This is a genomic window from Escherichia sp. KS167_9B (genome assembly GCF_030295215.1).
Lineage (GTDB): Bacteria > Pseudomonadota > Gammaproteobacteria > Enterobacterales > Enterobacteriaceae > Escherichia > Escherichia coli_F.
Genome location: NZ_AP025754.1, coordinates 3,203,466 through 3,229,064, shown reverse-complemented (window position 1 = coordinate 3,229,064; position 25,599 = coordinate 3,203,466). Strand labels below are relative to the sequence as shown.

General features: G+C 51.1%; 35 protein-coding genes, 1 pseudogene and 1 other annotated feature. Of the genes and pseudogenes, 25 read left to right on the top strand and 11 right to left on the bottom strand.

All coding sequences use genetic code 11. The annotated features are described in order from the left end of the window. Positions 1-10: 10 nt before the first annotated feature. The gene (locus QUE34_RS16220) at positions 11-802 is read right to left on the bottom strand and encodes a cytochrome C assembly family protein (protein WP_286338976.1); all 792 of its coding nucleotides are present in this window, start codon (positions 800-802) and stop codon (positions 11-13) included. A 166-nt stretch (positions 803-968) separates the two neighbouring features. On the opposite strand from QUE34_RS16220, the gene ffh reads away from it, so the two are divergent. From ffh to rplS, 5 genes are all read left to right on the top strand, one after another. After that, entirely contained in the window at positions 969-2,330 is a 1,362-nt protein-coding gene (ffh, locus tag QUE34_RS16215) for a signal recognition particle protein (protein ID WP_105268735.1), read from the top strand. A 136-nt stretch (positions 2,331-2,466) separates the two neighbouring features. After that, entirely contained in the window at positions 2,467-2,715 is a 249-nt protein-coding gene (gene rpsP, locus QUE34_RS16210) for a 30S ribosomal protein S16 (protein ID WP_000256450.1), read from the top strand. Positions 2,716-2,733: 18 nt separating this feature from the next. After that, positions 2,734-3,282: a ribosome maturation factor RimM gene (gene rimM / locus QUE34_RS16205; protein ID WP_000043335.1), complete on the top strand. Its 549-nt coding sequence runs from the start codon at positions 2,734-2,736 to the stop codon at positions 3,280-3,282. Positions 3,283-3,312: 30 nt separating this feature from the next. Continuing rightward, a complete protein-coding gene (gene trmD / locus QUE34_RS16200) occupies positions 3,313-4,080 on the top strand; it encodes a tRNA (guanosine(37)-N1)-methyltransferase TrmD (RefSeq protein WP_000264777.1) in 768 nt (255 codons plus the stop codon). 41 nt (positions 4,081-4,121) lie between these two features. Further along, the gene (gene rplS, locus QUE34_RS16195) at positions 4,122-4,469 is read left to right on the top strand and encodes a 50S ribosomal protein L19 (RefSeq protein ID WP_000065253.1); all 348 of its coding nucleotides are present in this window, start codon (positions 4,122-4,124) and stop codon (positions 4,467-4,469) included. A 76-nt stretch (positions 4,470-4,545) separates the two neighbouring features. Here rplS and QUE34_RS16190 read toward each other — a convergent pair whose 3' ends face one another. The 4 genes from QUE34_RS16190 to QUE34_RS16175 form a co-directional block, all read right to left on the bottom strand. Next, positions 4,546-5,028, bottom strand: coding sequence for an OmpA family protein (locus tag QUE34_RS16190; RefSeq protein ID WP_032184937.1), 483 nt, complete (start codon positions 5,026-5,028; stop codon positions 4,546-4,548). 15 nt (positions 5,029-5,043) lie between these two features. Beyond that, positions 5,044-6,270: a diguanylate cyclase DgcN/YfiN gene (gene dgcN / locus QUE34_RS16185; protein ID WP_077757002.1), complete on the bottom strand. Its 1,227-nt coding sequence runs from the start codon at positions 6,268-6,270 to the stop codon at positions 5,044-5,046. Continuing rightward, a complete protein-coding gene (yfiR, locus tag QUE34_RS16180) occupies positions 6,260-6,778 on the bottom strand; it encodes a regulatory sequestration protein YfiR (protein WP_001212405.1) in 519 nt (172 codons plus the stop codon). The genes dgcN and yfiR overlap by 11 nt, the downstream gene beginning before the upstream one ends. Before the next feature lie 150 nt (positions 6,779-6,928). Further along, positions 6,929-7,294: a DUF2799 domain-containing protein gene (locus QUE34_RS16175; RefSeq protein ID WP_001353010.1), complete on the bottom strand. Its 366-nt coding sequence runs from the start codon at positions 7,292-7,294 to the stop codon at positions 6,929-6,931. Between the two features lie 209 nt (positions 7,295-7,503). On the opposite strand from QUE34_RS16175, the gene aroF reads away from it, so the two are divergent. Together aroF and tyrA are read left to right on the top strand one after the other, a co-directional pair. Next, complete coding sequence (gene aroF, locus QUE34_RS16170) at positions 7,504-8,574, top strand: 3-deoxy-7-phosphoheptulonate synthase AroF (protein WP_001168045.1); 1,071 nt, start codon at positions 7,504-7,506, stop codon at positions 8,572-8,574. A 10-nt stretch (positions 8,575-8,584) separates the two neighbouring features. Next, complete coding sequence (gene tyrA, locus QUE34_RS16165; protein WP_000225222.1) at positions 8,585-9,706, top strand: bifunctional chorismate mutase/prephenate dehydrogenase; 1,122 nt, start codon at positions 8,585-8,587, stop codon at positions 9,704-9,706. Positions 9,707-9,748: 42 nt separating this feature from the next. On the opposite strand, the gene pheA is transcribed toward tyrA, so the two are convergent. The 4 genes from pheA to QUE34_RS16145 all read right to left on the bottom strand — a co-directional run bounded on the left by pheA (position 9,749) and on the right by QUE34_RS16145 (position 12,581). Continuing rightward, positions 9,749-10,909 (bottom strand): bifunctional chorismate mutase/prephenate dehydratase, encoded by a 1,161-nt coding sequence (pheA, locus tag QUE34_RS16160; RefSeq protein ID WP_032303604.1) that lies wholly within the window; start codon positions 10,907-10,909, stop codon positions 9,749-9,751. Positions 10,910-10,930: 21 nt separating this feature from the next. After that, positions 10,931-11,056, bottom strand: a sequence feature (Phe leader region). After that, complete coding sequence (pheL, locus tag QUE34_RS16155) at positions 11,008-11,055, bottom strand: pheA operon leader peptide PheL (RefSeq protein WP_001386991.1); 48 nt, start codon at positions 11,053-11,055, stop codon at positions 11,008-11,010. (Overlaps the previous feature by 48 nt.) Before the next feature lie 166 nt (positions 11,057-11,222). Beyond that, positions 11,223-12,212, bottom strand: a complete 990-nt coding sequence (locus QUE34_RS16150; RefSeq protein WP_000974887.1) for a phage integrase — start codon at positions 12,210-12,212, stop codon at positions 11,223-11,225. A gap of 66 nt (positions 12,213-12,278) precedes the next feature. Next, complete coding sequence (locus QUE34_RS16145; protein WP_001242988.1) at positions 12,279-12,581, bottom strand: helix-turn-helix domain-containing protein; 303 nt, start codon at positions 12,579-12,581, stop codon at positions 12,279-12,281. Between the two features lie 95 nt (positions 12,582-12,676). On the opposite strand from QUE34_RS16145, the gene QUE34_RS16140 reads away from it, so the two are divergent. The 18 genes and pseudogenes from QUE34_RS16140 (at position 12,677) to QUE34_RS16055 (ending at position 22,292) form a co-directional block, all read left to right on the top strand. Next, positions 12,677-13,003, top strand: a complete 327-nt coding sequence (locus QUE34_RS16140; RefSeq protein WP_001001394.1) for a Cox family DNA-binding protein — start codon at positions 12,677-12,679, stop codon at positions 13,001-13,003. Positions 13,004-13,021: 18 nt separating this feature from the next. Beyond that, positions 13,022-13,363 (top strand): DUF4761 family protein, encoded by a 342-nt coding sequence (locus QUE34_RS16135; RefSeq protein ID WP_130261278.1) that lies wholly within the window; start codon positions 13,022-13,024, stop codon positions 13,361-13,363. A 10-nt stretch (positions 13,364-13,373) separates the two neighbouring features. Then, positions 13,374-13,652, top strand: a complete 279-nt coding sequence (locus tag QUE34_RS16130; RefSeq protein WP_081178290.1) for a hypothetical protein — start codon at positions 13,374-13,376, stop codon at positions 13,650-13,652. 11 nt (positions 13,653-13,663) lie between these two features. After that, a complete protein-coding gene (locus QUE34_RS16125) occupies positions 13,664-13,906 on the top strand; it encodes a DUF4754 family protein (RefSeq protein WP_000514277.1) in 243 nt (80 codons plus the stop codon). Then, the gene (locus QUE34_RS16120) at positions 13,903-14,016 is read left to right on the top strand and encodes a hypothetical protein (RefSeq protein WP_000021656.1); all 114 of its coding nucleotides are present in this window, start codon (positions 13,903-13,905) and stop codon (positions 14,014-14,016) included. Before QUE34_RS16125 ends, QUE34_RS16120 begins: the two co-directional genes overlap by 4 nt. A gap of 86 nt (positions 14,017-14,102) precedes the next feature. Continuing rightward, positions 14,103-14,306 carry a hypothetical protein gene (locus QUE34_RS16115; protein WP_000985161.1) on the top strand — a complete coding sequence of 68 codons (204 nt, stop codon included), beginning with the start codon at positions 14,103-14,105 and terminating at the stop codon, positions 14,304-14,306. Beyond that, positions 14,303-14,548 (top strand): MarR family transcriptional regulator, encoded by a 246-nt coding sequence (locus QUE34_RS16110; RefSeq protein ID WP_000153674.1) that lies wholly within the window; start codon positions 14,303-14,305, stop codon positions 14,546-14,548. Before QUE34_RS16115 ends, QUE34_RS16110 begins: the two co-directional genes overlap by 4 nt. Continuing rightward, positions 14,545-14,844, top strand: coding sequence for a hypothetical protein (locus tag QUE34_RS16105; RefSeq protein WP_001696649.1), 300 nt, complete (start codon positions 14,545-14,547; stop codon positions 14,842-14,844). The genes QUE34_RS16110 and QUE34_RS16105 overlap by 4 nt, the downstream gene beginning before the upstream one ends. An 11-nt stretch (positions 14,845-14,855) precedes the next feature. After that, positions 14,856-15,059 (top strand): hypothetical protein, encoded by a 204-nt coding sequence (locus QUE34_RS16100; protein WP_001036813.1) that lies wholly within the window; start codon positions 14,856-14,858, stop codon positions 15,057-15,059. After that, positions 15,056-15,886 carry an SPFH domain-containing protein gene (locus QUE34_RS16095; protein ID WP_023140813.1) on the top strand — a complete coding sequence of 277 codons (831 nt, stop codon included), beginning with the start codon at positions 15,056-15,058 and terminating at the stop codon, positions 15,884-15,886. The genes QUE34_RS16100 and QUE34_RS16095 overlap by 4 nt, the downstream gene beginning before the upstream one ends. Positions 15,887-15,939: 53 nt before the next feature. Further along, a pseudogene (locus tag QUE34_RS16090) lies at positions 15,940-16,227 on the top strand (ash family protein); the annotation flags it as partial. 26 nt (positions 16,228-16,253) lie between these two features. After that, entirely contained in the window at positions 16,254-16,484 is a 231-nt protein-coding gene (locus QUE34_RS16085; protein WP_000013452.1) for a derepression protein, read from the top strand. 72 nt (positions 16,485-16,556) lie between these two features. Continuing rightward, complete coding sequence (locus QUE34_RS16080) at positions 16,557-16,946, top strand: hypothetical protein (RefSeq protein WP_000564227.1); 390 nt, start codon at positions 16,557-16,559, stop codon at positions 16,944-16,946. After that, entirely contained in the window at positions 16,943-19,768 is a 2,826-nt protein-coding gene (locus QUE34_RS16075) for a replication endonuclease (RefSeq protein WP_286338858.1), read from the top strand. The genes QUE34_RS16080 and QUE34_RS16075 overlap by 4 nt, the downstream gene beginning before the upstream one ends. 76 nt (positions 19,769-19,844) lie before the next feature. Continuing rightward, entirely contained in the window at positions 19,845-20,804 is a 960-nt protein-coding gene (locus tag QUE34_RS16070) for a plasmid segregation protein ParM (protein WP_000686521.1), read from the top strand. A 4-nt stretch (positions 20,805-20,808) separates the two neighbouring features. Continuing rightward, on the top strand, positions 20,809-21,120 hold the full coding sequence (locus QUE34_RS16065) for a plasmid partitioning/stability family protein (protein WP_000211276.1): 312 nt from the start codon (positions 20,809-20,811) through the stop codon (positions 21,118-21,120). A gap of 60 nt (positions 21,121-21,180) precedes the next feature. After that, a complete protein-coding gene (locus QUE34_RS16060) occupies positions 21,181-21,705 on the top strand; it encodes a hypothetical protein (protein WP_000759755.1) in 525 nt (174 codons plus the stop codon). Next, positions 21,702-22,292 carry an ead/Ea22-like family protein gene (locus tag QUE34_RS16055; RefSeq protein WP_042053774.1) on the top strand — a complete coding sequence of 197 codons (591 nt, stop codon included), beginning with the start codon at positions 21,702-21,704 and terminating at the stop codon, positions 22,290-22,292. Before QUE34_RS16060 ends, QUE34_RS16055 begins: the two co-directional genes overlap by 4 nt. Positions 22,293-22,782: 490 nt before the next feature. Here QUE34_RS16055 and QUE34_RS16050 read toward each other — a convergent pair whose 3' ends face one another. Both QUE34_RS16050 and QUE34_RS16045 read right to left on the bottom strand, forming a co-directional pair. After that, positions 22,783-23,829, bottom strand: coding sequence for a phage portal protein (locus QUE34_RS16050; protein WP_000087812.1), 1,047 nt, complete (start codon positions 23,827-23,829; stop codon positions 22,783-22,785). Then, positions 23,829-25,580 carry a terminase large subunit domain-containing protein gene (locus QUE34_RS16045; protein WP_286338857.1) on the bottom strand — a complete coding sequence of 584 codons (1,752 nt, stop codon included), beginning with the start codon at positions 25,578-25,580 and terminating at the stop codon, positions 23,829-23,831. The genes QUE34_RS16050 and QUE34_RS16045 overlap by 1 nt, the downstream gene beginning before the upstream one ends. Positions 25,581-25,599 lie beyond the last annotated feature (19 nt).

The following is a 25,599-nucleotide window of genomic DNA, read 5'->3' as shown; positions in this document are numbered from 1 at the left end:
TTTTCTGGGGTTAGCTGATTAACTGCTGGACAATTCGGCTACCGAAGTAGGCCAGTGTCAGAATGACCGCTCCCGCAACGTTAAACCAGACGACGCGGCGTCCACGCCATCCTTCATGATAATGTCCCCACAGCAGCACAATATAGACAAACCACGCCACGATAGAGAGCACGGCCTTGTCGATATTTTCCATGCTAAATAAGTTGTGCATGTAGAAGAGACCAGTGCAAAGAGTGAGCGTTAACAGCACCACGCCAATCTGCGTGATGTGGAACATTTTACGCTCGATACTCATCAACGGCGGCATTTCTTGGTTAAACGCCAGCTTCTTGTTCTTCAGTTGGTAATCAATCCACGCCAGTTGTAATGCATACAGAGCGGCGATAATCAGCGTGGCATAGGAAAAGAGCGATAAGCCAATGTGAACCAGCATCCCAGGCGTTGCTTCCAGATGGGTGATGTATTCATTGGGCATAAAGGTGGCCAGCGCCAGGTTGATAAGCGCAAAGGCATAGACAATGGGTAGCAGTAACCAGCCACGATTGCGGGAAGCCACGATGGTCATTACCGTACAGATCATCAAACTGACCAGCGAACCAACGTTCAGTAAGCTGAGGTTTTGTCCGTTATCACCGTCGGGCAAGATACGGGCTTCCAGAGCGATTGCGTGGCAGACCAGCGCGATGACCGCAGAAATAATAGCCATGCGCCGCCAGCCGCCGTTTTTTTGCAGCAGACCGGGAACAATCAGCGCAAGACTGACGGAGTAGGCGACAAGCGCGAGCAGAGCAAAAACGGGCATAGTAATGTCGACAGTTTGAGCAATAAGAAAGAGAAGCAGTATAGCGTCAGGTGAACGCTGCTCCAACCGTTGCATAACAACAAAGACGCCTTCATGTTATACTGCGGCAAAATACTGATGATGTGTCGCGATTGCGGCCAACCGTTTCCACCCCAGGCGAGAGACAATGTTTGATAATTTAACCGATCGTTTGTCGCGCACGCTGCGCAATATCAGTGGCCGTGGACGCCTCACTGAAGACAACGTAAAAGATACGCTGCGCGAAGTGCGCATGGCGCTGCTGGAGGCGGACGTCGCCCTGCCGGTAGTGCGTGAGTTTATCAATCGCGTAAAAGAGAAAGCGGTTGGTCATGAAGTTAATAAGAGCCTGACGCCGGGGCAGGAGTTCGTCAAAATCGTCCGTAACGAACTGGTTGCGGCGATGGGCGAAGAGAACCAGACCCTGAATCTGGCTGCGCAACCGCCAGCGGTGGTACTGATGGCGGGCCTGCAAGGTGCCGGTAAAACAACCAGCGTGGGCAAGCTCGGTAAGTTCCTGCGTGAGAAGCACAAGAAAAAAGTGCTGGTGGTTTCTGCCGACGTTTATCGTCCGGCGGCAATCAAACAGCTGGAGACGCTGGCAGAGCAGGTGGGCGTTGATTTCTTCCCTTCTGATGTTGGTCAGAAGCCGGTTGATATCGTTAACGCGGCGCTGAAAGAAGCCAAACTGAAATTCTACGACGTGCTGCTGGTGGATACCGCCGGTCGTCTGCACGTTGACGAAGCGATGATGGACGAGATCAAACAGGTCCATGCATCGATTAATCCGGTTGAAACCCTGTTTGTGGTTGATGCCATGACTGGTCAGGATGCGGCCAATACGGCAAAAGCATTCAATGAAGCGTTACCGCTGACCGGTGTGGTACTGACTAAAGTCGACGGCGATGCTCGTGGCGGTGCGGCGCTCTCGATTCGTCACATCACTGGCAAACCGATCAAATTCCTCGGTGTTGGCGAGAAAACCGAGGCGCTGGAGCCGTTCCATCCGGACCGCATCGCTTCCCGTATTCTCGGCATGGGCGACGTACTGTCGCTGATCGAAGATATCGAAAGCAAAGTTGACCGCGCGCAGGCAGAGAAATTAGCCAGCAAGCTGAAAAAAGGTGACGGCTTCGATCTCAACGACTTCCTTGAGCAACTGCGCCAGATGAAAAATATGGGCGGCATGGCTAGCCTGATGGGCAAACTGCCGGGCATGGGGCAGATCCCGGATAACGTCAAGTCGCAGATGGACGATAAAGTGCTGGTGCGTATGGAAGCCATCATCAACTCGATGACGATGAAAGAGCGCGCTAAGCCAGAAATCATCAAAGGTTCGCGTAAACGCCGTATCTCTGCCGGTTGCGGTATGCAGGTGCAGGACGTTAACCGTCTTCTGAAACAGTTCGACGACATGCAGCGCATGATGAAGAAAATGAAGAAGGGCGGGATGGCGAAGATGATGAGAAGTATGAAGGGGATGATGCCGCCGGGATTTCCTGGTCGCTAAATGACCTTATGCGACAGAGTTATTAACTGCTGATTGCATTTTCTCCAGAAATCAGTAAAATTTTCGGGCTTTTAATATGACACCGGACTCCGTTCCTCGATGGGGTCCGGTTGTTTTATTCACACAAGAGGATGTTATGGTAACTATTCGTTTAGCACGTCACGGCGCTAAAAAGCGTCCGTTCTACCAGGTTGTTGTCGCTGACAGCCGTAATGCACGCAACGGTCGCTTCATCGAGCGCGTTGGTTTCTTCAACCCAATCGCTAGCGAAAAAGAAGAAGGCACTCGCCTGGATCTGGATCGCATCGCTCACTGGGTTGGCCAGGGCGCAACTATTTCTGATCGCGTTGCTGCGCTGATCAAAGAAGTAAACAAAGCAGCTTAATCTGTCACGGTGGTCATGATGAGCAAACAACTCACCGCGCAAGCACCTGTTGATCCCATCGTTTTGGGAAAAATGGGTTCGTCTTACGGTATTCGTGGGTGGCTCAGAGTGTTTTCTTCCACCGAAGACGCCGAAAGCATTTTTGACTATCAGCCCTGGTTTATCCAGAAGGCGGGTCAGTGGCAGCAAGTCCAGCTGGAAAGCTGGAAGCACCACAATCAGGACATGATCATCAAGCTGAAAGGCGTTGACGATCGTGATGCGGCGAACCTGCTGACGAATTGTGAAATTGTCGTGGATTCATCGCAGTTGCCTCAGCTTGAAGAGGGTGACTACTACTGGAAAGACCTGATGGGCTGCCAGGTAGTAACCACTGAAGGCTACGATCTCGGTAAAGTCGTCGATATGATGGAAACCGGATCTAATGACGTTCTCGTCATTAAGGCAAACCTGAAAGATGCGTTTGGTATCAAGGAACGTCTCGTACCGTTCCTCGATGGGCAGGTTATCAAGAAAGTCGATCTCACTACTCGTTCAATCGAAGTAGATTGGGATCCTGGTTTTTAAACCACCGGATAAACGGTAAAAGACGGCGCTATGTGGATTGGCATAATTAGCCTGTTTCCTGAAATGTTCCGCGCAATTACCGATTACGGGGTAACTGGCCGGGCAGTTAAAAATGGCCTGCTGAGCATCCAGAGCTGGAGTCCTCGTGACTTCACGCATGACCGGCACCGTACCGTGGACGATCGTCCTTACGGCGGCGGACCGGGGATGTTAATGATGGTGCAACCTTTACGGGACGCCATTCATGCAGCAAAAGCCGCGGCGGGTGAAGGCGCAAAGGTGATTTATCTGTCACCGCAGGGGCGCAAGCTTGATCAAGCAGGCGTCAGCGAACTGGCAACGAATCAAAAATTGATTCTGGTGTGCGGTCGCTACGAAGGTATAGATGAGCGCGTGATCCAAACCGAAATTGACGAAGAATGGTCAATCGGCGATTACGTTCTCAGTGGTGGTGAGTTACCAGCAATGACGCTGATTGACTCCGTTTCCCGGTTTATTCCGGGAGTACTGGGACATGAAGCCTCGGCAACGGAAGATTCCTTTGCTGAAGGATTGCTGGATTGCCCGCACTATACGCGGCCTGAGGTGTTAGAAGGGATGGAAGTTCCGCCAGTGTTACTGTCGGGCAACCATGCCGAGATACGTCGCTGGCGTTTGAAACAGTCGCTGGGCCGTACCTGGCTTAGAAGACCTGAACTTCTGGAAAACCTGGCTCTGACTGAAGAGCAAGCAAGGTTGCTGGCGGAGTTCAAAACGGAACACGCACAACAGCAACATAAACATGATGGGATGGCGTAAGCCCCCGAGATATCAGTTTACCCAGGATAAGAGATTAAATTATGAGCAACATTATTAAGCAACTTGAACAAGAGCAGATGAAGCAGGACGTACCTTCCTTCCGTCCGGGCGATACCGTGGAAGTGAAAGTATGGGTTGTTGAAGGTTCCAAAAAACGTCTGCAGGCATTCGAGGGCGTGGTTATCGCTATTCGTAACCGCGGTCTGCACTCTGCATTCACTGTTCGTAAAATTTCCAACGGCGAAGGCGTTGAGCGTGTCTTCCAGACTCACTCTCCGGTAGTTGACAGCATTTCTGTCAAACGTCGTGGTGCTGTTCGTAAAGCTAAACTGTACTACCTGCGTGAGCGTACTGGTAAGGCTGCTCGTATCAAAGAGCGTCTTAACTAAGATTTCGCTTAAGCGACATCCTGTTAAGAAGGGCTGGCCAATTGGCTGGCCCTTTTTTTATCTGTTTGCTCGTGTTTTAAGGGGTAGTAATCACTACTGCGACGCGGCGGTTCTCGGCGCGGCCCTGGGCGGTCTTGTTACTGGCTATGGGATATTTTTTTCCTAAACCCTGTGTGGTGAGGTTGCTGCGCGAAATTTGTCCACCTATAGCCCATGCATCGGCCACAACATTCGCCCGTTTCAATGATAAGGCTTCGTTGTAACTGTCTTCACCATAGTTGTCGGTGTGTCCATCCATACGGGCATGCGTTAGCCCTGTCGAGGCCAATTTGGCTGCCATGGTTTGGATCTGTTGCTGGCTTTCCGGGAGCAATTTGTAGTCATTTTTTGCGAACAGAATGGCATCTGATAATCCCAGCGACCAGTCGCCGGCGGATTCAGTAAATCCATAAGATTGCATAGCGGCAACTTGCTCAGGAGTAAACTTTCCCTGAGGGGACTGGCAGCCAGTCAGTACTAGCGAGGTGAAAATCAGGGGTGCTACCAGGTGCTTTATCATATCGATATATCCTTGTTATCTCACCAGCTTTTCGGCACGCTGGTGTTTGGCCTGATACATATTGTGATCGGCCAGCTCTTGTAATTTTTCCGCAGAGGCATGCTCAATGGTCATCGCGTAACCAATGCTTAATGTCATGGTGGTCTGATGACCATTATGAAGATCAAACGGGCGATTAAAGATTTGTGTCAGTGCTGAGCATATCCGCTGCACTTCAGATTCCGACTGTACACCATAGAGCACCATCGCGAATTCATCGCCGCCTATGCGGTATGCTTTATGTTGCAGCCCGCCAAATTCTGCTAACCGTTTTGCTACCTCAATCAAGACCCGATCGCCCGTCGCATGACCCCAGGTATCGTTGATATATTTAAAATTATCGCCATCAAGAAACAGTAACGCCGACGTTTTTCTGGCGTCGGAACTGCTCATCAACGTGTTGATGCCGCTACGAAACGCAGCCCGGTTCGCCAGCCCGGTTAATGGGTCATGTAGCGCGGTACGTAGCAGCTGCGCATTTTTAGCCTGTAAGCGAAGCTGCCACTCTTCCATTTCATCCAGCAGACTGTTGAAGTCGAGAGCGAAGCGGTGAAACTCAGCGATACGTTCTTCCGAAACTCGTCGGGAAAAATTGCGGTTGGAACGCACATCATGTACGACATCGGTGATATTTTTCAGCGCTTCCACCAGGCCATTGTGCAAATGGCGGGTGAGGGTAATTGCGATGCCTGATGCCAGCAGAATACAACCGGTCAGGACAGCGAGCGAAAACCAGATAAAATGGCTGATTGAACTGTCGCGAGCGGTTAAGCGTACTTCGCCAATGGTTTCACCATTGTGACGAATCGGCTGAGTGATGGGGGCAGGGAAGAGCCAGTGGCTTATGAAATTGCTGAAAGTATCGCCTGGATCCTTACGGGTGTAATGCCAGGATGCCAGAATATTTTGCTGCTTATCACGCACTTCTGCAGTTGAAAATTGCCCTTGCTTCCCCAGCGCTGCCAGTGTTTGAGTTGCTGCAGGGCCATCGGCAAAAACGACCGCTGCTTCCAGACTGTAAGTCATTGTTGCTGCTGTCAGTGCCAGGTTTTTTTGCGCGTACTGTTTCAGGGTCAGCACCGAGGTCACGGAAAGCAGCAACCAGATCAGCATCATAGTGATAAATATGCTGGTCATACTGATGTTGCGTAATGCTCTTTTAAACGTGGGGCGCTTATTAAGAGAATTATCGTTATCCATCATTTTTCTTCCGTGCGAGCATTAAGACATCTGGGTTCACCTTTACACCGCTACGCGATAAGGCATCCAGGTTTACGGCAAATCTGACGTCATTATTGTGGATGATCAGACAAAAGGCGCTGCCAATAATGCACTCGGCATTTTGTTCGGCAATTAATAATAACGCCTTTGACGGATATTGTTCGGTTAATTCCATCTGGAATGTTGGTGACTCGTTGCCAAAATAAAAACCATTGCAGCCTGATATCATCGCCTCTTGTTGAGAGTGAATGATGACAGGCAGATAAGGCAAAGATGTCGCGCCATTCTCTTGTAGGGCGGTACTAAAACGTGAAGATGAAAAGATACATAACTTTGGTAGGCCTGATAGCGCAGGCCAGCGAGTGTAACTGACAATACCGGAAACCATCGTACGCACGTTTTTCGCAACGTCTGAAGGTTCCTGAGCGAGTATTGGTGCTCCCGTCAGGAGGAGAATCAGCAGTAAGAACAGACGATGAGAAAAACGCATTCAGGGATCCTCACCATCTTCGCTTGCAATGCATCGATAATTTTTCAGAATGCTCATTAAAATATCATTTTTTTATGCAGTCGTCATCAGAGTGGGAAATAAAAAATAATAAGTAAAATCTCATGTTTAATTTATTGTTGGGGGGGTTAATTAATTTAATCGTATTGTGCTGGCATTCTCATCAGCCCCTTTTTGCCATACTTCATGCAGTTGGCTGGCATTTTCAACATTGTTGCAGCTGGCAGGAAAGCTTTTACCGGAAAGTCCTCGGGCATAAGTAAAATCGGTCTGGCAAGTTTTCTTTTGTCCTTCGGCATATCCTTTAAGGTATAGACCGCGATCCGCCTGTGAATCGCTAAATGCATCGTCATCTTTTATGGCGTTGCCCGATATCGCATCTTCCATACCAACATCATACCAGTCGGTGCTGGTCAAGGTTGGCGCGTGAGTATAAGGATCAATCTGACATCCGCTAACCAGTAAAGCCAACAAGGGGGCGATAAACTTTTTCATCATTTCTTTCTCCTTTTTCAAAGCATAGCGGATTGTTTTCAAAGGAGGTGTAAATTTATTTATACATAAACAAGGGTTAAAAGCGCGAATAAATTGCCTGTGTAAAGAAAAATGTACGATATATGGATTGAAAACTTTACTTTATGTGTTATCGTTACGTCATCCTCGCTGAGGATCAACTATCGCAAACGAGCATAAACAGGATCGCCATCATGCAAAAAGACGCGCTGAATAACGTACATATTACCGACGAACAAGTTTTAATGACTCCGGAACAACTGAAGGCCGCTTTTCCATTAAGCCTGCAACAGGAAGCCCAGATTGCTGACTCGCGTAAAACCATTTCAGATATTATCGCCGGGCGCGATCCTCGTCTGTTGGTAGTATGTGGTCCTTGTTCCATTCATGATCCGGAAACTGCTCTGGAATATGCTCGTCGATTTAAAGCCCTTGCCGCAGAGGTCAGCGATAGCCTCTATCTGGTAATGCGCGTCTATTTTGAAAAACCCCGTACCACTGTCGGCTGGAAAGGGTTAATTAACGATCCCCATATGGATGGCTCTTTTGATGTAGAAGCCGGGCTGCAGATCGCGCGTAAATTGCTGCTTGAGCTGGTGAATATGGGACTGCCACTGGCGACGGAAGCGTTAGATCCAAATAGCCCGCAATACCTGGGCGATCTGTTTAGCTGGTCAGCAATTGGTGCTCGTACAACGGAATCGCAAACACACCGTGAAATGGCCTCCGGGCTTTCCATGCCGGTTGGTTTTAAAAACGGCACCGACGGCAGCCTTGCAACGGCTATTAACGCTATGCGCGCCGCCGCCCAGCCGCACCGTTTTGTTGGCATTAACCAGGCAGGGCAGGTTGCGTTGCTACAAACTCAGGGGAATCCGGACGGGCATGTGATCCTGCGCGGTGGTAAAGCGCCAAACTATAGCCCTGCGGATGTTGCGCAATGTGAAAAAGAGATGGAACAGGCGGGACTGCGCCCGTCTCTGATGGTAGATTGCAGCCACGGTAATTCCAATAAAGATTATCGCCGTCAGCCTGCGGTGGCAGAATCCGTGGTTGCTCAAATCAAAGATGGCAATCGCTCAATTATTGGTCTGATGATCGAAAGTAATATCCACGAGGGCAATCAGTCTTCCGAGCAACCGCGCAGTGAAATGAAATACGGTGTATCCGTAACCGATGCCTGCATTAGTTGGGAAATGACCGATGCCTTGCTGCGTGAAATTCATCAGGATCTGAACGGGCAGCTGACGGCTCGCGTGGCTTAAGAGGTTTATTATGGTTGCTGAATTGACCGCATTACGCGATCAAATTGATGAAGTCGATAAAGCGCTACTGAATTTATTAGCGAAGCGTCTGGAACTGGTTGCTGAAGTTGGCGAGGTGAAAAGCCGCTTTGGACTGCCTATTTATGTTCCGGAGCGCGAGGCATCTATGCTGGCCTCGCGGCGTGCAGAGGCGGAAGCTCTGGGTGTACCGCCAGATCTGATTGAGGATGTTTTGCGTCGGGTGATGCGTGAATCTTACTCCAGTGAAAACGACAAAGGATTTAAAACGCTTTGTCCGTCTCTGCGTCCGGTGGTTATCGTCGGTGGTGGCGGTCAGATGGGACGTCTGTTCGAGAAGATGCTGACGCTCTCGGGTTATCAGGTGCGGATTCTGGAGCAACATGACTGGGATCGAGCGGCTGATATTGTTGCCGATGCCGGAATGGTGATTGTTAGTGTGCCCATTCACGTTACTGAACAAGTTATTGGCAAATTACCGCCTTTACCGAAAGATTGTATTCTGGTCGATCTGGCATCGGTGAAAAATGGACCATTACAGGCCATGCTGGCGGCGCATGATGGTCCGGTGCTGGGGTTACACCCGATGTTCGGCCCGGACAGCGGTAGCCTGGCAAAGCAAGTTGTGGTCTGGTGTGATGGACGTAAGCCGGAAGCATACCAATGGTTTCTGGAGCAAATTCAGGTCTGGGGCGCTCGGCTGCATCGTATTAGCGCTGTCGAGCACGATCAGAATATGGCGTTTATTCAGGCACTGCGCCACTTTGCTACTTTTGCTTATGGGCTGCACCTGGCAGAAGAAAATGTTCAGCTTGAGCAACTTCTGGCGCTTTCTTCGCCGATTTACCGCCTTGAGCTGGCGATGGTTGGGCGACTGTTTGCCCAGGATCCGCAACTGTATGCCGACATTATTATGTCGTCAGAGCGTAATCTGGCGTTAATCAAACGTTACTATAAGCGTTTCGGCGAGGCGATTGAGTTGCTGGAGCAGGGCGATAAGCAGGCGTTTATTGACAGTTTCCGCAAGGTGGAGCACTGGTTCGGCGATTACGCACAGCGTTTTCAGAGTGAAAGCCGCGTGTTATTGCGTCAGGCGAATGACAGTCGCCAGTAATAATCCAGTGCCGGGTGGCGTGTTTCACCCGGCACGATTTCATTATGCCGGATCGACTGGTACCACATTCTCGCTTGGGTAACAGCCCAGGACTTTCATCGAGCGAGTGATTTCACCTAGCTCTTTCAACGCCTGTTGCATTTCCGCTGATTCCAGATTGGCCTGAATATCCAGATAAAACATCTCTTCCCACGGGTTTCCGTGAATCGGGCGTGATTCCAGACGGGTCATAATCAGACTGTGATTGCGCAGTACCAGCAACGCTTCAACCAGTGCACCAGCATGTTGTCCGGTCGCCATTAACAACGTCGTTTTCGCCGGAACCTGGTCAGAAACGTTAATGGCTTTACGTGCCAACACCACAAATCGGGTGAAGTTTTGTCGCTGATTCGCTTCAATACGCTCCAGTACCTGCAAACCGTACAAAGTGCCGCCAGCTTCGCTTCCCAACGCAGCAACATGCGGTGATTTTGCCTGTGCAACCTTTTCCATTGCCGCAGACGTACTTTCGGTATATTCAATCTTCCAGTGCGGATAACGATTAAGGAATTTGCTGCATTGCTGGAATGGCTGCGGATGGCTGTAGACCGTATTGATGGCGGATAAATCAGTAGTGCCGGAGACCAACAAACAATGATCGATAGTTAACGTCATCTCGCCAACAATCGACAAACTGGTATGTTGCAGCAGATCGTAAACGTCGTTTATGGCACCGGAGCTGGTATTTTCAATCGGTACGACGGCATAGTCGGCCTGGCCGGTTTCCACCTGATTAAAAATATCGGCAAATTTGGCGCAGCCACTTTCAATGAATTGCTCAAAGTGACGCGCAGCGTACTGACGAGCGGCAAGATGTGAATAGGAGCCTTTGGGGCCGAGAAAAGCGATGCGTGCTGAGTGCGGATTAATTTGATTGAGATGTTGCTGGAGCAGTGCCTGCTGAGTTAATACGGAATCTTCAATGATGAGCTGGAACAGGCGAGTAATGTAATGGGCGTCCAGATGGTGCGCTTTACCGAGCGTAATTAATCTTTCCAGCAAATCGCGTTCGCGATCAATATCACGTACCGGGCGATGAGAGAGCAGTTTGGCTTTTCCCACCTCGACGGCCAGTTCGCGCCGCTCTGCCAGTAATGCTAATAATTTTTCATCCAGCGCGCTGATTTTCTCTCGCAGCGCCAGTAACGGGTTTTCCGATGTCATAGTGTTGCCTTTTTGTTATCAATAAAAAAGGCCCCCCGGTTTGGGAGGCCTTATTGTTCGTCTTCGCATTCTGTTTCACACGACGAAACGCCTCCCATTCAGGGGAAGGTAAAAAAGAATGCGAAGAAAAACGGTGTGTGTTTCATGTTTGTTTCCTTAAGTGACTTCAGTACAGTACCCGTACTGTTTTCACGCTGTCAACAAAAAACGCGCCCGAAGGTGCGTTGTAAAACCCACTGAATTCAATGTTTTCCCTTTGTTTTCAGTGGGTTTTGTTATTGGTGGGGGTTACTGATTACCCTATAAAACCCACTTATGTGGATGAAATGTGGATGCCTCCTTTTAACGGATTAAGTGAAATTGCATCCTGGAGGAAATCAGGAGCGAGGTGCGCATAGGTCATAGTTTGCTGGATCGTGGCGTGCCCCATAATTCGCTGGAGCGTAAGTATATTTCCTCCATTAATCATAAAGTGAGCAGCAAAGGTATGGCGTAGAACATGTACAGCCTGTCCTTTTGGTAGGTCTGGCTTAACACTGCGAAGCACCTTGCGATATTCCTCATAATTGACGTCAAACAAAAGGCCGGATTTCTTTGTTTTGATCTCACTAACAACTTCATCAGAGACAGGAATAATTCGAACTTTTCCGTTTTTAGTTTTGTTAAACGTCACGCGATTATTGATGATGTGTTCCGCGCGCAGATTTTTCGCTTCTCCCCATCTCGCCCCAGTACTGAGACAAAGTAGCGTAATCCGCCGAGCATCACCGCTTACTGCATCCAGCAATTTGGCGATTTCTTCCGTAGTGAGGTACGTCATTTCGGGTGATTTTCGTTTCAAAGAGGGGAGGGCGCGGAGTGGATTTTCTCCGTGAAATTCTCCGGCATTTGCCAGGAGTGTAAACATTCCTCCGAGATCCGACTCATCACGCCGAACAGTAGACTCTTTTACTCCCAAGGATAAACGGGAGCTTCGATAAGCTGCCATGAAACGAGCATTAATCTGGCTAACCCTTGGATCATTCATTTCTTTGATGATTTTTTTCAATCTGGTTAGAACGCCGTTAGCATATGGCTTATTGCGTCCACCCAATTCCCACCATAACGGAAGCAGATCTGAGAGATGACGTTGCTCTGTTGGCTTTTCAAGCCATTCCTTATCGTGCATGTGGCTGAGAACATAGCGCTCAAAGGCCACTGCATCTGCCTTTTTCTTAAAAATCCGCTGAATCCGACGTCCACTTCGGCCACGCGGTCTAACATCCACTTTATACCGTCCACCATCGAGTGCTTTAATTGCCATTGGCAAGCCCTCCGGTGAAACGAGGAAAGACATTTCCAGTTTGTAAAACGTAAGAATAATAAAGGGTTAACCAATTTTCCTTTCGGATGGGGGTAAATCCGTTGGTTCTTGCCCATAGTGTGCGAGAGCCGGAGCTATCTGCCCGGATTCAGGCGCAATTTTTCCAGTCATAAACCACAACGCATATTTCTCAAATCTGGGGTTGTTTAGTATTTGCTCAATTACTTCAGCATTAGGGATAGTTTTACCGCTTTCATATCTCCACAGAGCATCACGGTTTAAACCAAGCATTTTTGCTGTATCCGGGAGGCTAGTAAGTCTCTCGCTTTCACGCATGATTTTTATGCGCTCTCCAATAGTCATACGCATGTTGCAATTCTCCAACGTCTGTATTAATGTTTATACAAATGAGTTTGATTTGGGGCATCCGTCGCAAGAAATACCCCAAACAGGGAGATTATCACATGAATGAAGAACTATTGAGGGCATTGTTTAAGATCCCAGACCCCATCACCGTCGATGAGTTTTCCCGCCGCACAGGTAAGACCGAATCAGCCGTAAGAAAGTTGGTAGAGCGTCGACTCATCCCTCTAACTACTGAGCGCGAGGTTTTAGGCGAGGAAGGGAGTTCGCGCCGTCTTCTCATCCTTTGGAATGAGTGGCTCGAAATGGTCTATGACGCAACGAAACAGCTTCCTCCTGAGCGTAAAGATTGGCGCAATCACTGGCTTAAGAAAGCCAAGAAGCTGGCGGAAGATTTGGGATTAGGCTTTCTTAATTTTGCTGCATGAGATGCAGGGAGTTTTGATATGAAACAGCAACGTAATTCACGCTTTCGTAATGGTGCTGAACGCCACGCTAATCGTTTCGCTACCAGTGCATCACGCAGCAACATCCGCTACAGCCTGAGCGAAACACACGCAACGCCGGATGGCTACCCAGTAAAACAAATCGGCGAGCACGCCTGGTTGATTGAGAAAGCTGGAATCGTGGTCCACAAATGCCCACGCAATCCGTTTACCGGAAACCGCATTTTTGCACTGAGCAGCGGCGACAATCAGTTCGGGCAGGATTTCACATTATACGAAGCACTTCGCACGGTTGATCGTCTGCTTCGCGGACAAAGTTTTATTAAACAGGTTGATTTATAACAGGTGATTTATGACCAAAGAGTATGCACAAGGTGTATTTATCCGTTTTATTGATTTTCGCGGTGAACTGTTATTACGTGCATCAGCTATTGATGCTGTAGCCCAGGCAGAAAAAAAAGCAGTTACTCACGTTTATGCGAACAACGCACAACTGATCGTGGAGCTTCCGTACCAGACCGTTCGCGAAGCCATTAACGAAGCTGAAAAAGCGCGCCAGGCTAATAGCGATGAACCCTATATCGAAATTATTTGTATGGATTCAGAAGCTGAAATTAAAAAAGCAGATTAAAGGGCGTTGTGATGGGCAAAGAATATAAAACTCTCATTAACAAAGCACTTGAGCGTTTTTATTTTCGCTTAAGCGCATCAGGCGCTCATGCTGAACGTGCAGCCCGTGACTCATTGACCAGGGCAATCCGGAGTCTGTATGACGTGGCTTTTTACGCTGATGATCTGGATGCACTTAACGAACTTTCCGAGCTGATCTGTGCCGCAGAATGCGGGGAACATATTGAACCGTATAAGCTGGGGAATATTGCATGAGTATATTTATCTCATGGCTTGTTCTGATTATTTCGGTGGCCTGCGCCATTGGGATTATGCGAATTATTCATTCAGTAAAAAAGATTGAACGCTTTTTCACTGGCGAATAACAGAGCAAATAAAACCACAGGTTAAATAAGAAAATGTAAAAACAATCCGCATTCGCGGAGGTATTCGCACACGCCAAGGAGGCGTAATGGCAATTAAGCATTTTCCTGTCGTTCGTTTTACCTCCAGAGGACGTGAATACGAAGTCGACGAACGCCTGATTACCACAATCGACAAACACCGTTCAGAAAAGGATGCACATCACATCTATCTCACTGACGGCACTTACTTCTGCGCCACGAATGTGGTGCGGGTGAACCTTATCCGACAGGTACAGGAGTCACGCAGATGACCATTCTGGACTATATCGCCGCCAATCCGGGGTGTAGCGGTGGAGAAATCGCCGCAGCACTGAATACCCCAACCACAGCCATTAATGCGGAGTTACGCCGACTCTGGCGCAGCGGTTCAGTCATAAGAAAAGAACGCAAAACAGGCGGTCGCTTTTCTTACCAGATAAACCCGATGCCGTTCGGGTGCGGCAATCCACTTACCAACATGTTTAACCAGCTACTGAAGGAAGCCAGAGCATGAGCGCCATCAACCACCAGGAATTACGCGAACTGGCGATTGACCTGCAACGAATGGCAACGCATCAAAAATTACTGGCGTTTCGTGCAATGCTCTCGCCGTCTGCCGTGCTGGCACTGCTGGATGAGCTGGAGCACGCCAGAACCATGTCTCCAGCCATTCGCCTGGCGCTCCATCATGAAATCGCTGATTTCTGCGCACCACTGGGTTCGCCCGGTGAACCAGAAACGCCGGAAGCAATGCAACGAGAGCTACTGCAACGCATCGACAAGGTTTTTGATTTCTTCCTTAACCAGTAAAGGACCTCGATATGAACAAAAAGACCTGGTTTCGCGCATACATGTGGGCGCTGGTATGCGTCCTCGTTTCTCTCATTCTGTATGCAGGACTACTCCCCCGAATGATTTCATCAGACAGCTCCTTCCTGGTATTGCTGGGCATTTTCATTGCCATGCTGTACCCGGCAGGCGTTGTTCGCCTTTTCAGTAAGTACATCAAGGAAATCAAACAATGAAGAAATTCAAACTCTTTCAGATTCTCCCGCTTTTTGCTGCCATCCTGCTGGTTGGTTGCGATCGCGTTGAGCCAGGTAATGTGGGCATCAAAGTCAACAAACTGGGCGACGACAAAGGCGTCGGTGAAGTGGTTGGCGTTGGCCGCTACTGGACAGGCTGGAATACAGAGGTTTACATCTTCCCAACCTTCAAACAAATGAAGACCTACGATGAGCCGTTCAGCTTTCAGATGAGTGACGGCACAACCATCGGCTATCACATCGGTGTGGCCTACAAGGTTGATCCATCCAAAGTTACTACAGTGTTTCAGACCTACCGCAAAGGCGTGGATGACATTACCGACACTGACCTGCGCCAGAAGATCGCCGACGCACTCAACCGACTGGCCAGCAAAATGACCACCGATAAATTTATCGACGGTGGCAAGTCTGAACTGCTGGATTCAGCACTTAAAGACATTCAGGCAGAAATGACACCTATCGGCATTCAGGTAATGAGCCTCTCTTATGTCGGTAAACCGGAATACCCACCAACCGTTATCGACAGCATTAATGCCAAAGTCACGGCAAACCAGAAAACTCTGCAACGCGAACAGGAAGTCAAGCAGCGCGAAGCAGAAGCCAACATGCTACGCGCAGAAGCAGCCGGACAGGCTGATGCCATTCGCACAAAAGCCCAGGCTGAAGCCGACGCCATTCGTTTGCGCGGTGAAGCTCTGCGCCAGAACCCCGGCGTTATGGAGCTGGAAGCTATCAACAAATGGAACGGCACGCTGCCGCAATACATGACCAGTAATACCGCTGTTCCGTTTGTTCCGGTGAAGTAATTAAACCCGGCCAGTGGAAACCGCTGGCCGGAGCAGCATCAGGATTTTTTAGTATGCCGTTCTCACAAAAAAACCGCTTGCCATGCCGCAATCAGTCAGGTTACATTTCCGCTGCACCTCATAAAACGGGTGCCGGGATTGGAACCCCGCAGACTACAAGAGCGCACAACCGCGCCAGCGGTTTTTTTGTGCGTACTGTATTGCCACGTCTTTTTCGCACACGAATTATGGTGGGGCGTACGGGGCCGATTTCGGTCGGGCCGGGATCTCTTGTAGCCGGTAGTTCCAACCCTGTACGTCTCACCACCCCGAGCTTGGAACCTCTGGATGGTGAGTTTTCACAACTTACTACAAGAGGCCACATATCATGGCAAACCGCAAACAGCACCGCGCTATCGCGGAGCGTCGTCACATCCAGACTGAAATCAACCGCAGACTTTCCCGCGCATTCCGCGTCGCTAAAATCATGCACATCAATATGCTGCATGAGCGTAGCTGCGAACTTTCAAACCTCTACTCATCCGCTGTTTTCAGCTATCTGGCGGATGATCTGCGCGAGCTTCAGCAGCTCATCCAGCAGCAAAACAAACTCCATTAATTCCTGTTCCGGGCCTTTCCTGCACCTTGCGGCGGGAGGCCTTCGCACATCTGTAGTAAAGAGAATTGCAGCATGATTGACGCTCATGACTTCACAAGATGGGTGCGCACACAGGACACCCGTCTGGCTCCCGTTCTTCAGGGATTATTTGATCTTTACATCCGTGGTCGTGACAACAGAGCACGCACTACAAAACCGGAGAATGCGGACACCCTTTATTTCACAGTAGACGACTGCTACCGCGTGGACTTCACACCACACGGGCTGGCGTTGCACTGCCTGACACCACACGGCGAATCACTGCTGGCGTATTACGACTCCCCGGCCTCCGTATTCGCGGCAATGCTGGCGCATCGCACTGCTGGCGGGTGTGCCTCGCTGAGTGAATACACCGCTGAATTTAACCGCCTTTCCGCCATCTTCTCGCAGGAGTGGCAGCGCGTGACGGGATACCAGCCATGAGCGAGTTTGCATGGAGCTGGAATGAACCACGGCCAGCCATTGATCCGGCCAGGTTTACGGAGCGCAGGCAGGAAACTGAAACCGACCTGCAACGCGCCATCCGTTACTACCTTGAGGCAGACAAAAGGGCACAGGAAGAACAGGAAGCGAAGGAAGAAGCCTTTTTCGCACAATCCGCCATGGGTAAAAAACTCATGGCATCCCTTGAGGAAGCCGGACAGCGTGAAAAGCTGGCACAGAGCATCATCAGTAAGCGCCGGGCAACAGAACAAGACCCAGTAGCCCGTGCCTTTGCCACACTAAAGGCACTACCTGTTTATCTGCGTGAACCACTGAGCCGCCACCTCTCTTTCCTGCGCAAAAAACAGGAAGCCGATCGCCAGAAAGGCAAAAAGAGCTGGCAGGCTGAACGCTATGCACGCGGAACCCTGCGCAAAATATTCGAACGTCTGGATCGCACTGACGGACGCTGGCTGACACCGGGTTATCGCTCCCTTGCCGGGCGCGAACGCCTGGACGATTTGCTTTACCTGCCGCAGCTCAACAAGCACCAGATACAGACGCTGGCCACCATGACCGCGGCGATGTTCAGCAGCACCTTCGAAACACTCTGCGATGGCTTTGGTGCCAGAGATGGCGAGCTGACCATGGATGTAATGTTGAAGGCTTACCGGATGCTGGCTCGTATCGCATTACGCCTGCACATCATGCCGCCACATTACGAAGCCCTGAACAAGAGCGAACCGGATACGGAACTGCTGCCGGGTGCAATCCTTCGCCTGACCTGTGCGGACTGGTGGAAACGCAAACTGTGGCTGTTACGTTGCGAGTGGAGAGAAGAACAACTCCGCGCCGCCTGTCTGGTTTCCAGAAAAACATCGCCTTATCTGAGCCAGGACGCGTTAAGCGAGTTTCGCGCACAGCGCGAGAAAACACGCGATTTCCTGAAAAGTTTCATGCTGGAAAACGAAGACGGGTTCACGATTGATCTCGAGACAGTGTATTACGCGGGAGTAAGTAACCCGGTTCACCGTAAGGCAGAAATGATGGCCACCATGAAGGGGCTGGAACTTCTGGCCGAAGCCCGTGGTGACAAAGCGGTGTTTCTGACTGTCACCTGCCCGTCAAAATACCACGCAACAACGGAGAACGGTCATCCGAATCCCAAATGGAACGGGGCCACCATGCGCGACTCCAGCGATTACCTGGTTAACACGTTTTTTGCGGCGGTCCGCAAGAAACTGAACCGCGACGGCCTGCGCTGGTATGGCATCCGCACGGTGGAGCCTCACCATGACGGCACCGTGCACTGGCATATGATGGTCTTTGCCCATCCGGAAGAAATCGACACCATTGTGTCCCACACCCGCGATATTGCCATTCAGGAAGATCGTCACGAGCTGGGCGATGATATTACTCCGCGCTTTAAGGCGGAGTATGTAGACGGCTCAAAAGGCACGCCAACCAGCTACATCGCCACCTACATCGGAAAGAACCTGGACAGCCGCGCCGTGGATGGCATCGACCCGAAAACGGGCAAGCCACGCGTTGACCACGAAACAGGAAAATCAATGGCCGAGAGCGTGGAGCGCGCCATCGGCTGGGCGCGCCTTCACCGGGTCCGCCAGTTCCAGTTCTTTGGCATTCCCTCCCGTCAGGTGTGGCGTGAACTCCGCCGCCTTGCCAGCCAGATGGCACGCAACCCGGAAGGCCCGCAACGGCTGAAGGATGACGCAATGGACGCGGTTCTTGCTGCCGCTGATGCCGGATGTTTTGCCACCTACATTGAGAAACAGGGCGGCGTACTTGTTCCACGCAAAGACTACCTGATTCGCACCGCCTACGACCTCGCAGATGAGCTGAACGATTACGGTGAACAGAGCGTACAGATTTACGGGATCTGGTCGCCACTCATCGGGGAGTCTTCCCGCGTATGTACACATCCGGATAACTGGAAGCTGGTAAGACGCAAACCGGAAGCGGAAGACAGCGCCCGCGAAAATGGTTTTGACCTTCAGGGCGGCCCTGCCGCCCCTTGGACTCGTGGCAATAACTGTCCCCGTGTACAGGAAACGGACAACAACGGGACAGAACAGCCGGAAGAACGGCCAGCACCGTGGCCGCAGCTCCCTGACGGCGTTGAAGTGAACGAATGGATGCGCTCACTGAAACGGCACGAACGCCGGGCGCTGATGCGTTCGCTTCGTGACAAACAGGCAAAAAACAGCAGTGATGAAATGCAGAGCTGGACACAGAGCCGCAAACAGCAGCGGCCTTTGCCTGATAACCACGAATTACTCGCTAAAGAATGGCGGGAGTCTGCTGAATCTCTCGGCCTGCATATCGGTGAACAACAGATGCAGCACCTGTTACGGGGCGGCAGTCTGTACGTTGACGGCAGCATCATTGCACCGCAGGGATTTGAAATTGTACGCAAACCGGATACCCGCCCGGACAGCCGAATCACGCAGCTCTGGCAACGCCTGAGCCGTAATCACGGCGTAAGCAGCACGGAGATCCGCCATAACCCTGTCGCCAGCTATCTGGAACAGCTGGGGGCATCAGACCCCGAAGCCGCCGCACGCCTGGCATCCACACTTCAGCAGGACCAGAACACCATGAAAACACCCGTTACCGTGCTTTCTGACATGCTGCGCGCCATCCGCGACGCAGAGCACGCACAGAGAATCAGTGAAACCACTGAACGCGCCCGCCGCAAAGCAGACCTGCTGCGGGGTGGCCTGACCAGTGGAAACAAAAAACAGACAGAAACGGGACTCACGAATCCCGTAAATGAGCAAAAAACGCGCAGCGATATATGAAGCGCGCACAAAACAGGCAAAAACGGGATTTCAGAATCCCGTAAACGATTAATTAATCAACATAAGGAAAAGCGACATGAAAATTTGTATCGACGACGGCTCCACCAACATCAAGCTGGCATGGACTGAGAACGGCGAACGCCGCAACGCCATCAGCCCGAACAGCTTCAAGTCGGAATGGTCTGCGCCGTTCGGTGGCACGCAGCCCGCGAACTACATGCTTGATGGCGTGCGCTATGGTTTTGATCCGGTCAGCGATCGCTTTGTCCAGACGACCGACACGCAATACCAATACAGCGATGTGAATGTCATTGCCATTCATCACGCGCTGGTCAAATCAGGCATCACACCACAGGAGGTGGATGTGGTTGTCACCCTGCCACTGAGCGAGTATTTCGACACAAACGCACAGCCGGACATGGCCAACATCAACCGCAAAAAAGCGAACGTTATGCGCCCGGTGGAGTACCAGAACGGCGAAGCATTCACTATCCGTAACGTGCGGGTTATGCCTGAATCCATTCCGGCTGGCTTTAAGGCACTGGCTGACATGAGTCCGTTTGAATCCCTGCTGATTGTGGATTTGGGCGGAACCACGCTGGATGTGGCAAAGGTTCAGGGGCAACTGGCAGGTATCAGCCAGGTGTTTTGCGATCCACACGTAGGCGTTTCTCTGATGGCCGATGCCGTACTGTCGGTGATGGCCACTAACGGTATGCGCACCAGTCACCACATCGCCAATACCATTATCGAACATCGCCATGATGAAGCCTGGCTGCGCCAGCACATCCACAATGACGCGCATTACGCCAGCCTGATGGCGGTTATTCGTGAAAAGGAAGAAACACTGAAACAACGCGTGATCCGCGCGCTGGCGGTTTTTTCGGGTTACGGGCGGGTGATGGTTGTCGGTGGAGGGGCGGAGATTGTGGCACCCGCTATCCGCGAAGCCTGCGGAGTTAATGCGACTTTCATCGCGGACGGGGTGCCACAGTTTGCTCTGGTTAATGGGCTGTACGCAATGGACAAGGAGTAAACCAATGACGACACCAACCAGACGGATAAGTTTCTATCTGAAGCCTGCGGCCGTCAAGAACGAAAGCGAAGCATGCGCCTGGCTGGATAGCCTTACACCAGAAGCCCGCAAAAGCGGCCAACGCGTGGCTTTTCTGGCCGGGCTGGCACTTCTGAAAATGAATCCAGCAGAGGCTTACCGACTGGCTGCATGGGCTGACGATGAGGCGTTATCAGTGACACAAACCAGGACAGAACGCCCCGTGTCACAGCCAGTACCAACCGCACAGATAACCAGTCAGATGGCAGGGAATATCCGGGCATTATTTCCTGAATGACGAATTTGACGACTTTTAATTTTATCGGGGCGCACTGTCGCCCCGCACGAGGAAAACACGATGAAAAAATACGAATACATGCTAATGAAAGAAGCACTGCGGGCTGGTCTGGCTCCTTGTCCTGTATCCGTAGAAGCTGTTGTTGGGAACACGATTTTCCGAACGCTGCGAAATCGCGTATCCGTGAAGATGATTCACCAACCACCCAAATCTACCAGCATGATCTATCTGCCGCTGCCCGAGGCTATCAAACTTATGCGTTCGCTGAAATTTGCGATTTGGATGCAGACACAACTCAACAAGGCGGTGCAAAACACCTTCGTTAAGAAACTGATGCCGGAGCTTGCTGCCAGATGTGCAAAATGTACCAGACCCGCACTTCAATTTGATCTGTCATTGATTCAACAAGCTACGGAGGCAGAACTGTACCGCCTGTCACCTCTCCATGATGCTCACACGGAAGCCTCAGAAATGTTCCGGCTCATGTTTCAATTTAATTTTGCCGTTCGACGCACACGCGTTCAGGTCAATCGCATGATGCAGGCGCAGGAAGAGCTGACGCAACACAAAGGAGGCAACCAGTGAGCAAGATTGACTATCAGGCATTACGCGAACGTTATTCACCTGCGCCAGTACCGAAATGCCCTATTTGCGGCGAGGAAATGTCAATTCAGCGAATATCTGGAGCACAGGTTGTTTATGCCTGCTCCGGTTATGGTGATGATGGAGATTTCAAAATTGGTCGAACTCTTGCCGACGAACATTATGAAAAATCACGCGTAACAGTGTTGGATGTCGGGGATCCTGAAGTATTGGCGCTACTTGATTGGCTGGAAACTAAAGACAACCGAATCGCTGAACTGGAAAAAATCGCCACTGACTATGCACTTAAATTCCAGAAAGCACAGGACGCATTAAAGCATGCCGCTTTGCTGCATAGCCGGACGGCGCAACAAACCAATAATTTTGCAGTATCGCTTCCGGACATAAGCGAATATTTCATTAATGACGTATTTCAGCCCTTGCGATACGAGCGGGATGTTGAAAGAGCCATCATAAAGGCTGGCGGAAAGGCATTGTGGCAGGAGAAACACGAGGACAGAACGCACCAGTCCTGCGATGTAAATCGTGGATGGTGTAGCCCACTGACGACAGATAAAAATAACACCTGATCCCCCTCAAACCAGGGCGATAATCGCGCATCGCCCTGCTGCACAATAGTGCACAAATTTGCACAATTTTTTTGAACAACTTTTTACCCTTCCGGCCCGCATGGCGGCTGGATCCGTCAAGGATCCGTGCGTGCACAAAAAAACGCGTTTTTTCTGCGCGCAGGTGACGGGGGAACAGCCCGCGTTTCAGGGGGTAAATAGCGTTCCCTTAACGATGTCGCAGCGACACGACAGAATGGCCGTATTTCTCACGCTGAGCGTGAAAAATACGTGAGGGATTCTGGTTTGATGGGGTGAAAGGTAAGGCCGTCAAAATCGCACTGAGGCGGCGAGAACATGCAGTCAGCGCAGTGGGATTGCGTAAGAGTCTGACCGTCGATGATGGCAATAAGCAGGAAAGCGTCGTGAAATTATCTGACTGATACAGGAGCTGGAGAGTCGGGGCATAAATTTTTTATGCCCCGGCGAAGCAGCAGACAAGCGAAGCGCGTCAGGATGTGGGCTGGGTATCTAACAGTGCGTAAGGGTTAAAGCGGATCACCTCTTCGCCAAGCCAGTCATTGATGTGCTTCATAGCCTCCATGACGGGCATCAGCTCGTTAATTGCGTAAACCCGCGCGGCCTTCTCCACATCACCAAACGCACTTTTTTCGCCCGGCATCGCCCCCATCAGTTGCGGCGGAACGCGGTGCGCAGCCAGCACATCATCACGGGATGCCGCCTTAACATTCATGAACTCATCCTTTGCGGTGATCTGCTGGAACGGCAAAATTTGCACCCCCTCTTTGCCCCCGTTGGGCGCATGAATGAGCACGTTTTTAAACGCACCACCACCACGCGCACCCTGTAGCGTTTCTTTCAGGGAGTCCATGCTTTCGCGGTTTACCTGCGCTGCACCGATGTAGATGATGCACCCGGCGTGGGATCCGTTGTCGTAATACAGTTTTCTGAACATGTCCGCCGAATGAGACAGGCTGGCCGAGAGTAATGCGCCGAGATATTCCGGCATGCCGTAGATTTCCTGGTTAATGTCAGGATTCATCAGGTGGCACACTTTGCCAGGGCGAAACTGAAACGCGTCCTTACCATCCTGCACATACCACCATGATTCAAGATCGCTTCCGCGTCGCATGTATTTCGCCAGGGCGTGCCGTAATTTAAGCGGTTCGCCGAGCATATTGCTTCGAAGCTCAAGGAATGCGTTACCGAACACAAACCAGTCCAGCGCCAGCGCCGAGAAATCCTGCCGGGAAAGCAGCGGGTGCGGGATGTAGCAACCGAGTAATACATTGCGCTTAAAGTAAAGCGCAGACTGATGCCAGGACGTTTGCCGGGCGGCTCTTGCCAGACCGTACCAGTCCACCGGGGTTTCATACCACCGCCCGTTATCAGCACAGTACATATTGTCCAGCAAATCATGCCCGGTCAGGCGATAAGGACCATCAAAAGTGAATGCACTGAGCGACGATTCTTTCCTGAGCGCATCAGCGAGATCAATGCGTGAACTCATGCGCACTTTTTTATTTTTTCTGCTCATCAGAACTCCATAACCGTGAAACGCTCGTTTTCTCCTTCGCCGCCAATTGGTTCGTTAATGACAGCAAGCATGGTTGCCCACGCAAGGTCGCCGTGGCTGATCCCCCTCGCGCGGTCCGTTTCGTAAGTGATAAAGCCGCCCGGTGTTTTCACCTTACGCACGGCGTTAAAGGCCGCGACCAGCTCGCGTTCGGCGCGATCGTATTCCCATCGCCCGGCACGCATTATTTGCAGCATTTTCAGTACCAGCGACCGTTTTGATGACAGCGTGAAGGTGTACGGAATAGCGGCAGGGAAAAACCGTTTCACTATCTGATAAACAGCCTCCCCGTTCCCGCCCGTCACATCAATGCCGATGTGTTCCACGTTGTAGCGACACGTGAACTCTTCAATGACTCTGGCCTGTTCTTCAAACTCCAGCCCCTGAACGCGTCGCGTCTCCACCGTTCGAAAACGGCCACCAGGAACAGCCGGAGGAACCACCACGGACACAGCGCCGCTGTCGCCGTTGCCACTGCTGCCGTTTGCGTCATACCCAATCCATACCGGACGATTCCCCATCGGGCGGGGAGCAAAAGGTTTCCAGTCTTTCCAGTCGTCGTATCCATCAACACCGCAGCCAATCAGGATATTCAGGTTAAATGCCGATTCCCCTTCGCGGACAAACTCACACATATAGAGATTGCGGAACTCGTCTTCGGTGTTTTCATCACGAATTTCATCAATATCGGTGTGTTTCCAGCCGTGATTAACCACATCTTCCAGCGTGACAATTTGCCGCCACGTCCGGTCGGGGCAGATAAGCCCGTTATGCAGCGTTTTCCAGTCCACAGAAAAACGCTGGCGTTTATGCGCGGCCTTTTTCTCGTTCCAGCGGTCGCCGTTCCAGTAGACGTATGCCTCGTGCGTTTCGGTGGATGGCGTGGAGAAGTAGGTGCGTCGCAGCCCGCTGAGGGTTGCCATAGCGCCAGCCACCTTGCGCAGTTCAGCAAAGCGACTGACCCAGAAAAATTCATCAAAATAAAAATTGCCTGTGTAGGACTGTGCCGTCGCAGCAGAAGTACCGAGAAAATGCAGTTCTGCGCCGTTGGAGAGGATGATTTTATCGCCCCCTTTCAGCTCCACATCAACTTCAGCCGCGGCCTTCTGAATAATGCTTTTAAACTGGAACGCCTGACGACGCGACGCAGACAAAAAAATCTGGTTACGCTGGTAAGGTTGCGCCACATCGTCACGCAGCGCCATCAGCAGTGCTTCCTGTGCAAAATACCAGGTCGCCCCAATCTGTCGGGATTTCAGGATCATCCTGTTACGTATCCCGGCTTCCCTGCAAAGGGTCAGGGAGTCAAACCAACCCCGCTGATGCCACTCCAGCCTGCTGATGATTTTTTCCCGCAGTGCGGCAATCTGTTCCGGCGTGAAATGATTTTTGAGTTTTTTCGCCCGGCCTTTCTTTCCTGTGGCCGCCGCATCCGGCTGGCCATCATGCAGTTTTTTAAGCTGCCGGGTCAGCAGGTCTATTTCCTTGAAGTCACCACCTGTTTTATTCTGTTTTTCAGTGAGCTGGATGAGGCGCGCATCGATGGACTGCGTGACACGCTGCACGGGTGGCGTTTCATCCCACTGGTCGCGTTTTTTCCACGCATAAATCGTGTTCGGGTTTATTCCCATCAGACGTGATATTTCTGCGGGCGGATAACCCTGCCAGTAAAGTTGACGCGCACGCTGGCGCACAAAAGCGTCCTGAATCATTGCTCCCCCTGAGTAATTA

Excerpts from the sequence above, each read along its gene's own strand:
- tyrA (WP_000225222.1), top strand. The coding sequence starts at position 8,585 with ATGGTTGCTGAATTGACCGCATTACGCGATCAAATTGATGAAGTCGAT.
- ffh (WP_105268735.1), top strand. The coding sequence starts at position 969 with ATGTTTGATAATTTAACCGATCGTTTGTCGCGCACGCTGCGCAATATC.
- QUE34_RS16130 (WP_081178290.1), top strand. The coding sequence starts at position 13,374 with ATGACCAAAGAGTATGCACAAGGTGTATTTATCCGTTTTATTGATTTT.
- aroF (WP_001168045.1), top strand. The coding sequence starts at position 7,504 with ATGCAAAAAGACGCGCTGAATAACGTACATATTACCGACGAACAAGTT.
- QUE34_RS16220 (WP_286338976.1), bottom strand. The coding sequence starts at position 802 with ATGCCCGTTTTTGCTCTGCTCGCGCTTGTCGCCTACTCCGTCAGTCTT.
- rplS (WP_000065253.1), top strand. The coding sequence starts at position 4,122 with ATGAGCAACATTATTAAGCAACTTGAACAAGAGCAGATGAAGCAGGAC.
- QUE34_RS16045 (WP_286338857.1), bottom strand. The coding sequence starts at position 25,580 with ATGATTCAGGACGCTTTTGTGCGCCAGCGTGCGCGTCAACTTTACTGG.
- dgcN (WP_077757002.1), bottom strand. The coding sequence starts at position 6,270 with ATGATGGATAACGATAATTCTCTTAATAAGCGCCCCACGTTTAAAAGA.
- QUE34_RS16145 (WP_001242988.1), bottom strand. The coding sequence starts at position 12,581 with ATGCGTATGACTATTGGAGAGCGCATAAAAATCATGCGTGAAAGCGAG.
- QUE34_RS16190 (WP_032184937.1), bottom strand. The coding sequence starts at position 5,028 with ATGATAAAGCACCTGGTAGCACCCCTGATTTTCACCTCGCTAGTACTG.
- QUE34_RS16125 (WP_000514277.1), top strand. The coding sequence starts at position 13,664 with ATGGGCAAAGAATATAAAACTCTCATTAACAAAGCACTTGAGCGTTTT.
- QUE34_RS16175 (WP_001353010.1), bottom strand. The coding sequence starts at position 7,294 with ATGATGAAAAAGTTTATCGCCCCCTTGTTGGCTTTACTGGTTAGCGGA.
- QUE34_RS16075 (WP_286338858.1), top strand. The coding sequence starts at position 16,943 with ATGAGCGAGTTTGCATGGAGCTGGAATGAACCACGGCCAGCCATTGAT.
- QUE34_RS16080 (WP_000564227.1), top strand. The coding sequence starts at position 16,557 with ATGATTGACGCTCATGACTTCACAAGATGGGTGCGCACACAGGACACC.
- QUE34_RS16060 (WP_000759755.1), top strand. The coding sequence starts at position 21,181 with ATGAAAAAATACGAATACATGCTAATGAAAGAAGCACTGCGGGCTGGT.
- QUE34_RS16095 (WP_023140813.1), top strand. The coding sequence starts at position 15,056 with ATGAAGAAATTCAAACTCTTTCAGATTCTCCCGCTTTTTGCTGCCATC.
- QUE34_RS16150 (WP_000974887.1), bottom strand. The coding sequence starts at position 12,212 with ATGGCAATTAAAGCACTCGATGGTGGACGGTATAAAGTGGATGTTAGA.
- QUE34_RS16115 (WP_000985161.1), top strand. The coding sequence starts at position 14,103 with ATGGCAATTAAGCATTTTCCTGTCGTTCGTTTTACCTCCAGAGGACGT.
- QUE34_RS16105 (WP_001696649.1), top strand. The coding sequence starts at position 14,545 with ATGAGCGCCATCAACCACCAGGAATTACGCGAACTGGCGATTGACCTG.
- pheA (WP_032303604.1), bottom strand. The coding sequence starts at position 10,909 with ATGACATCGGAAAACCCGTTACTGGCGCTGCGAGAGAAAATCAGCGCG.
- QUE34_RS16110 (WP_000153674.1), top strand. The coding sequence starts at position 14,303 with ATGACCATTCTGGACTATATCGCCGCCAATCCGGGGTGTAGCGGTGGA.
- QUE34_RS16120 (WP_000021656.1), top strand. The coding sequence starts at position 13,903 with ATGAGTATATTTATCTCATGGCTTGTTCTGATTATTTCGGTGGCCTGC.
- rpsP (WP_000256450.1), top strand. The coding sequence starts at position 2,467 with ATGGTAACTATTCGTTTAGCACGTCACGGCGCTAAAAAGCGTCCGTTC.
- QUE34_RS16050 (WP_000087812.1), bottom strand. The coding sequence starts at position 23,829 with ATGAGCAGAAAAAATAAAAAAGTGCGCATGAGTTCACGCATTGATCTC.
- rimM (WP_000043335.1), top strand. The coding sequence starts at position 2,734 with ATGAGCAAACAACTCACCGCGCAAGCACCTGTTGATCCCATCGTTTTG.
- QUE34_RS16100 (WP_001036813.1), top strand. The coding sequence starts at position 14,856 with ATGAACAAAAAGACCTGGTTTCGCGCATACATGTGGGCGCTGGTATGC.
- QUE34_RS16065 (WP_000211276.1), top strand. The coding sequence starts at position 20,809 with ATGACGACACCAACCAGACGGATAAGTTTCTATCTGAAGCCTGCGGCC.
- QUE34_RS16135 (WP_130261278.1), top strand. The coding sequence starts at position 13,022 with ATGAAACAGCAACGTAATTCACGCTTTCGTAATGGTGCTGAACGCCAC.
- QUE34_RS16070 (WP_000686521.1), top strand. The coding sequence starts at position 19,845 with ATGAAAATTTGTATCGACGACGGCTCCACCAACATCAAGCTGGCATGG.
- trmD (WP_000264777.1), top strand. The coding sequence starts at position 3,313 with ATGTGGATTGGCATAATTAGCCTGTTTCCTGAAATGTTCCGCGCAATT.
- yfiR (WP_001212405.1), bottom strand. The coding sequence starts at position 6,778 with ATGCGTTTTTCTCATCGTCTGTTCTTACTGCTGATTCTCCTCCTGACG.
- QUE34_RS16140 (WP_001001394.1), top strand. The coding sequence starts at position 12,677 with ATGAATGAAGAACTATTGAGGGCATTGTTTAAGATCCCAGACCCCATC.
- QUE34_RS16085 (WP_000013452.1), top strand. The coding sequence starts at position 16,254 with ATGGCAAACCGCAAACAGCACCGCGCTATCGCGGAGCGTCGTCACATC.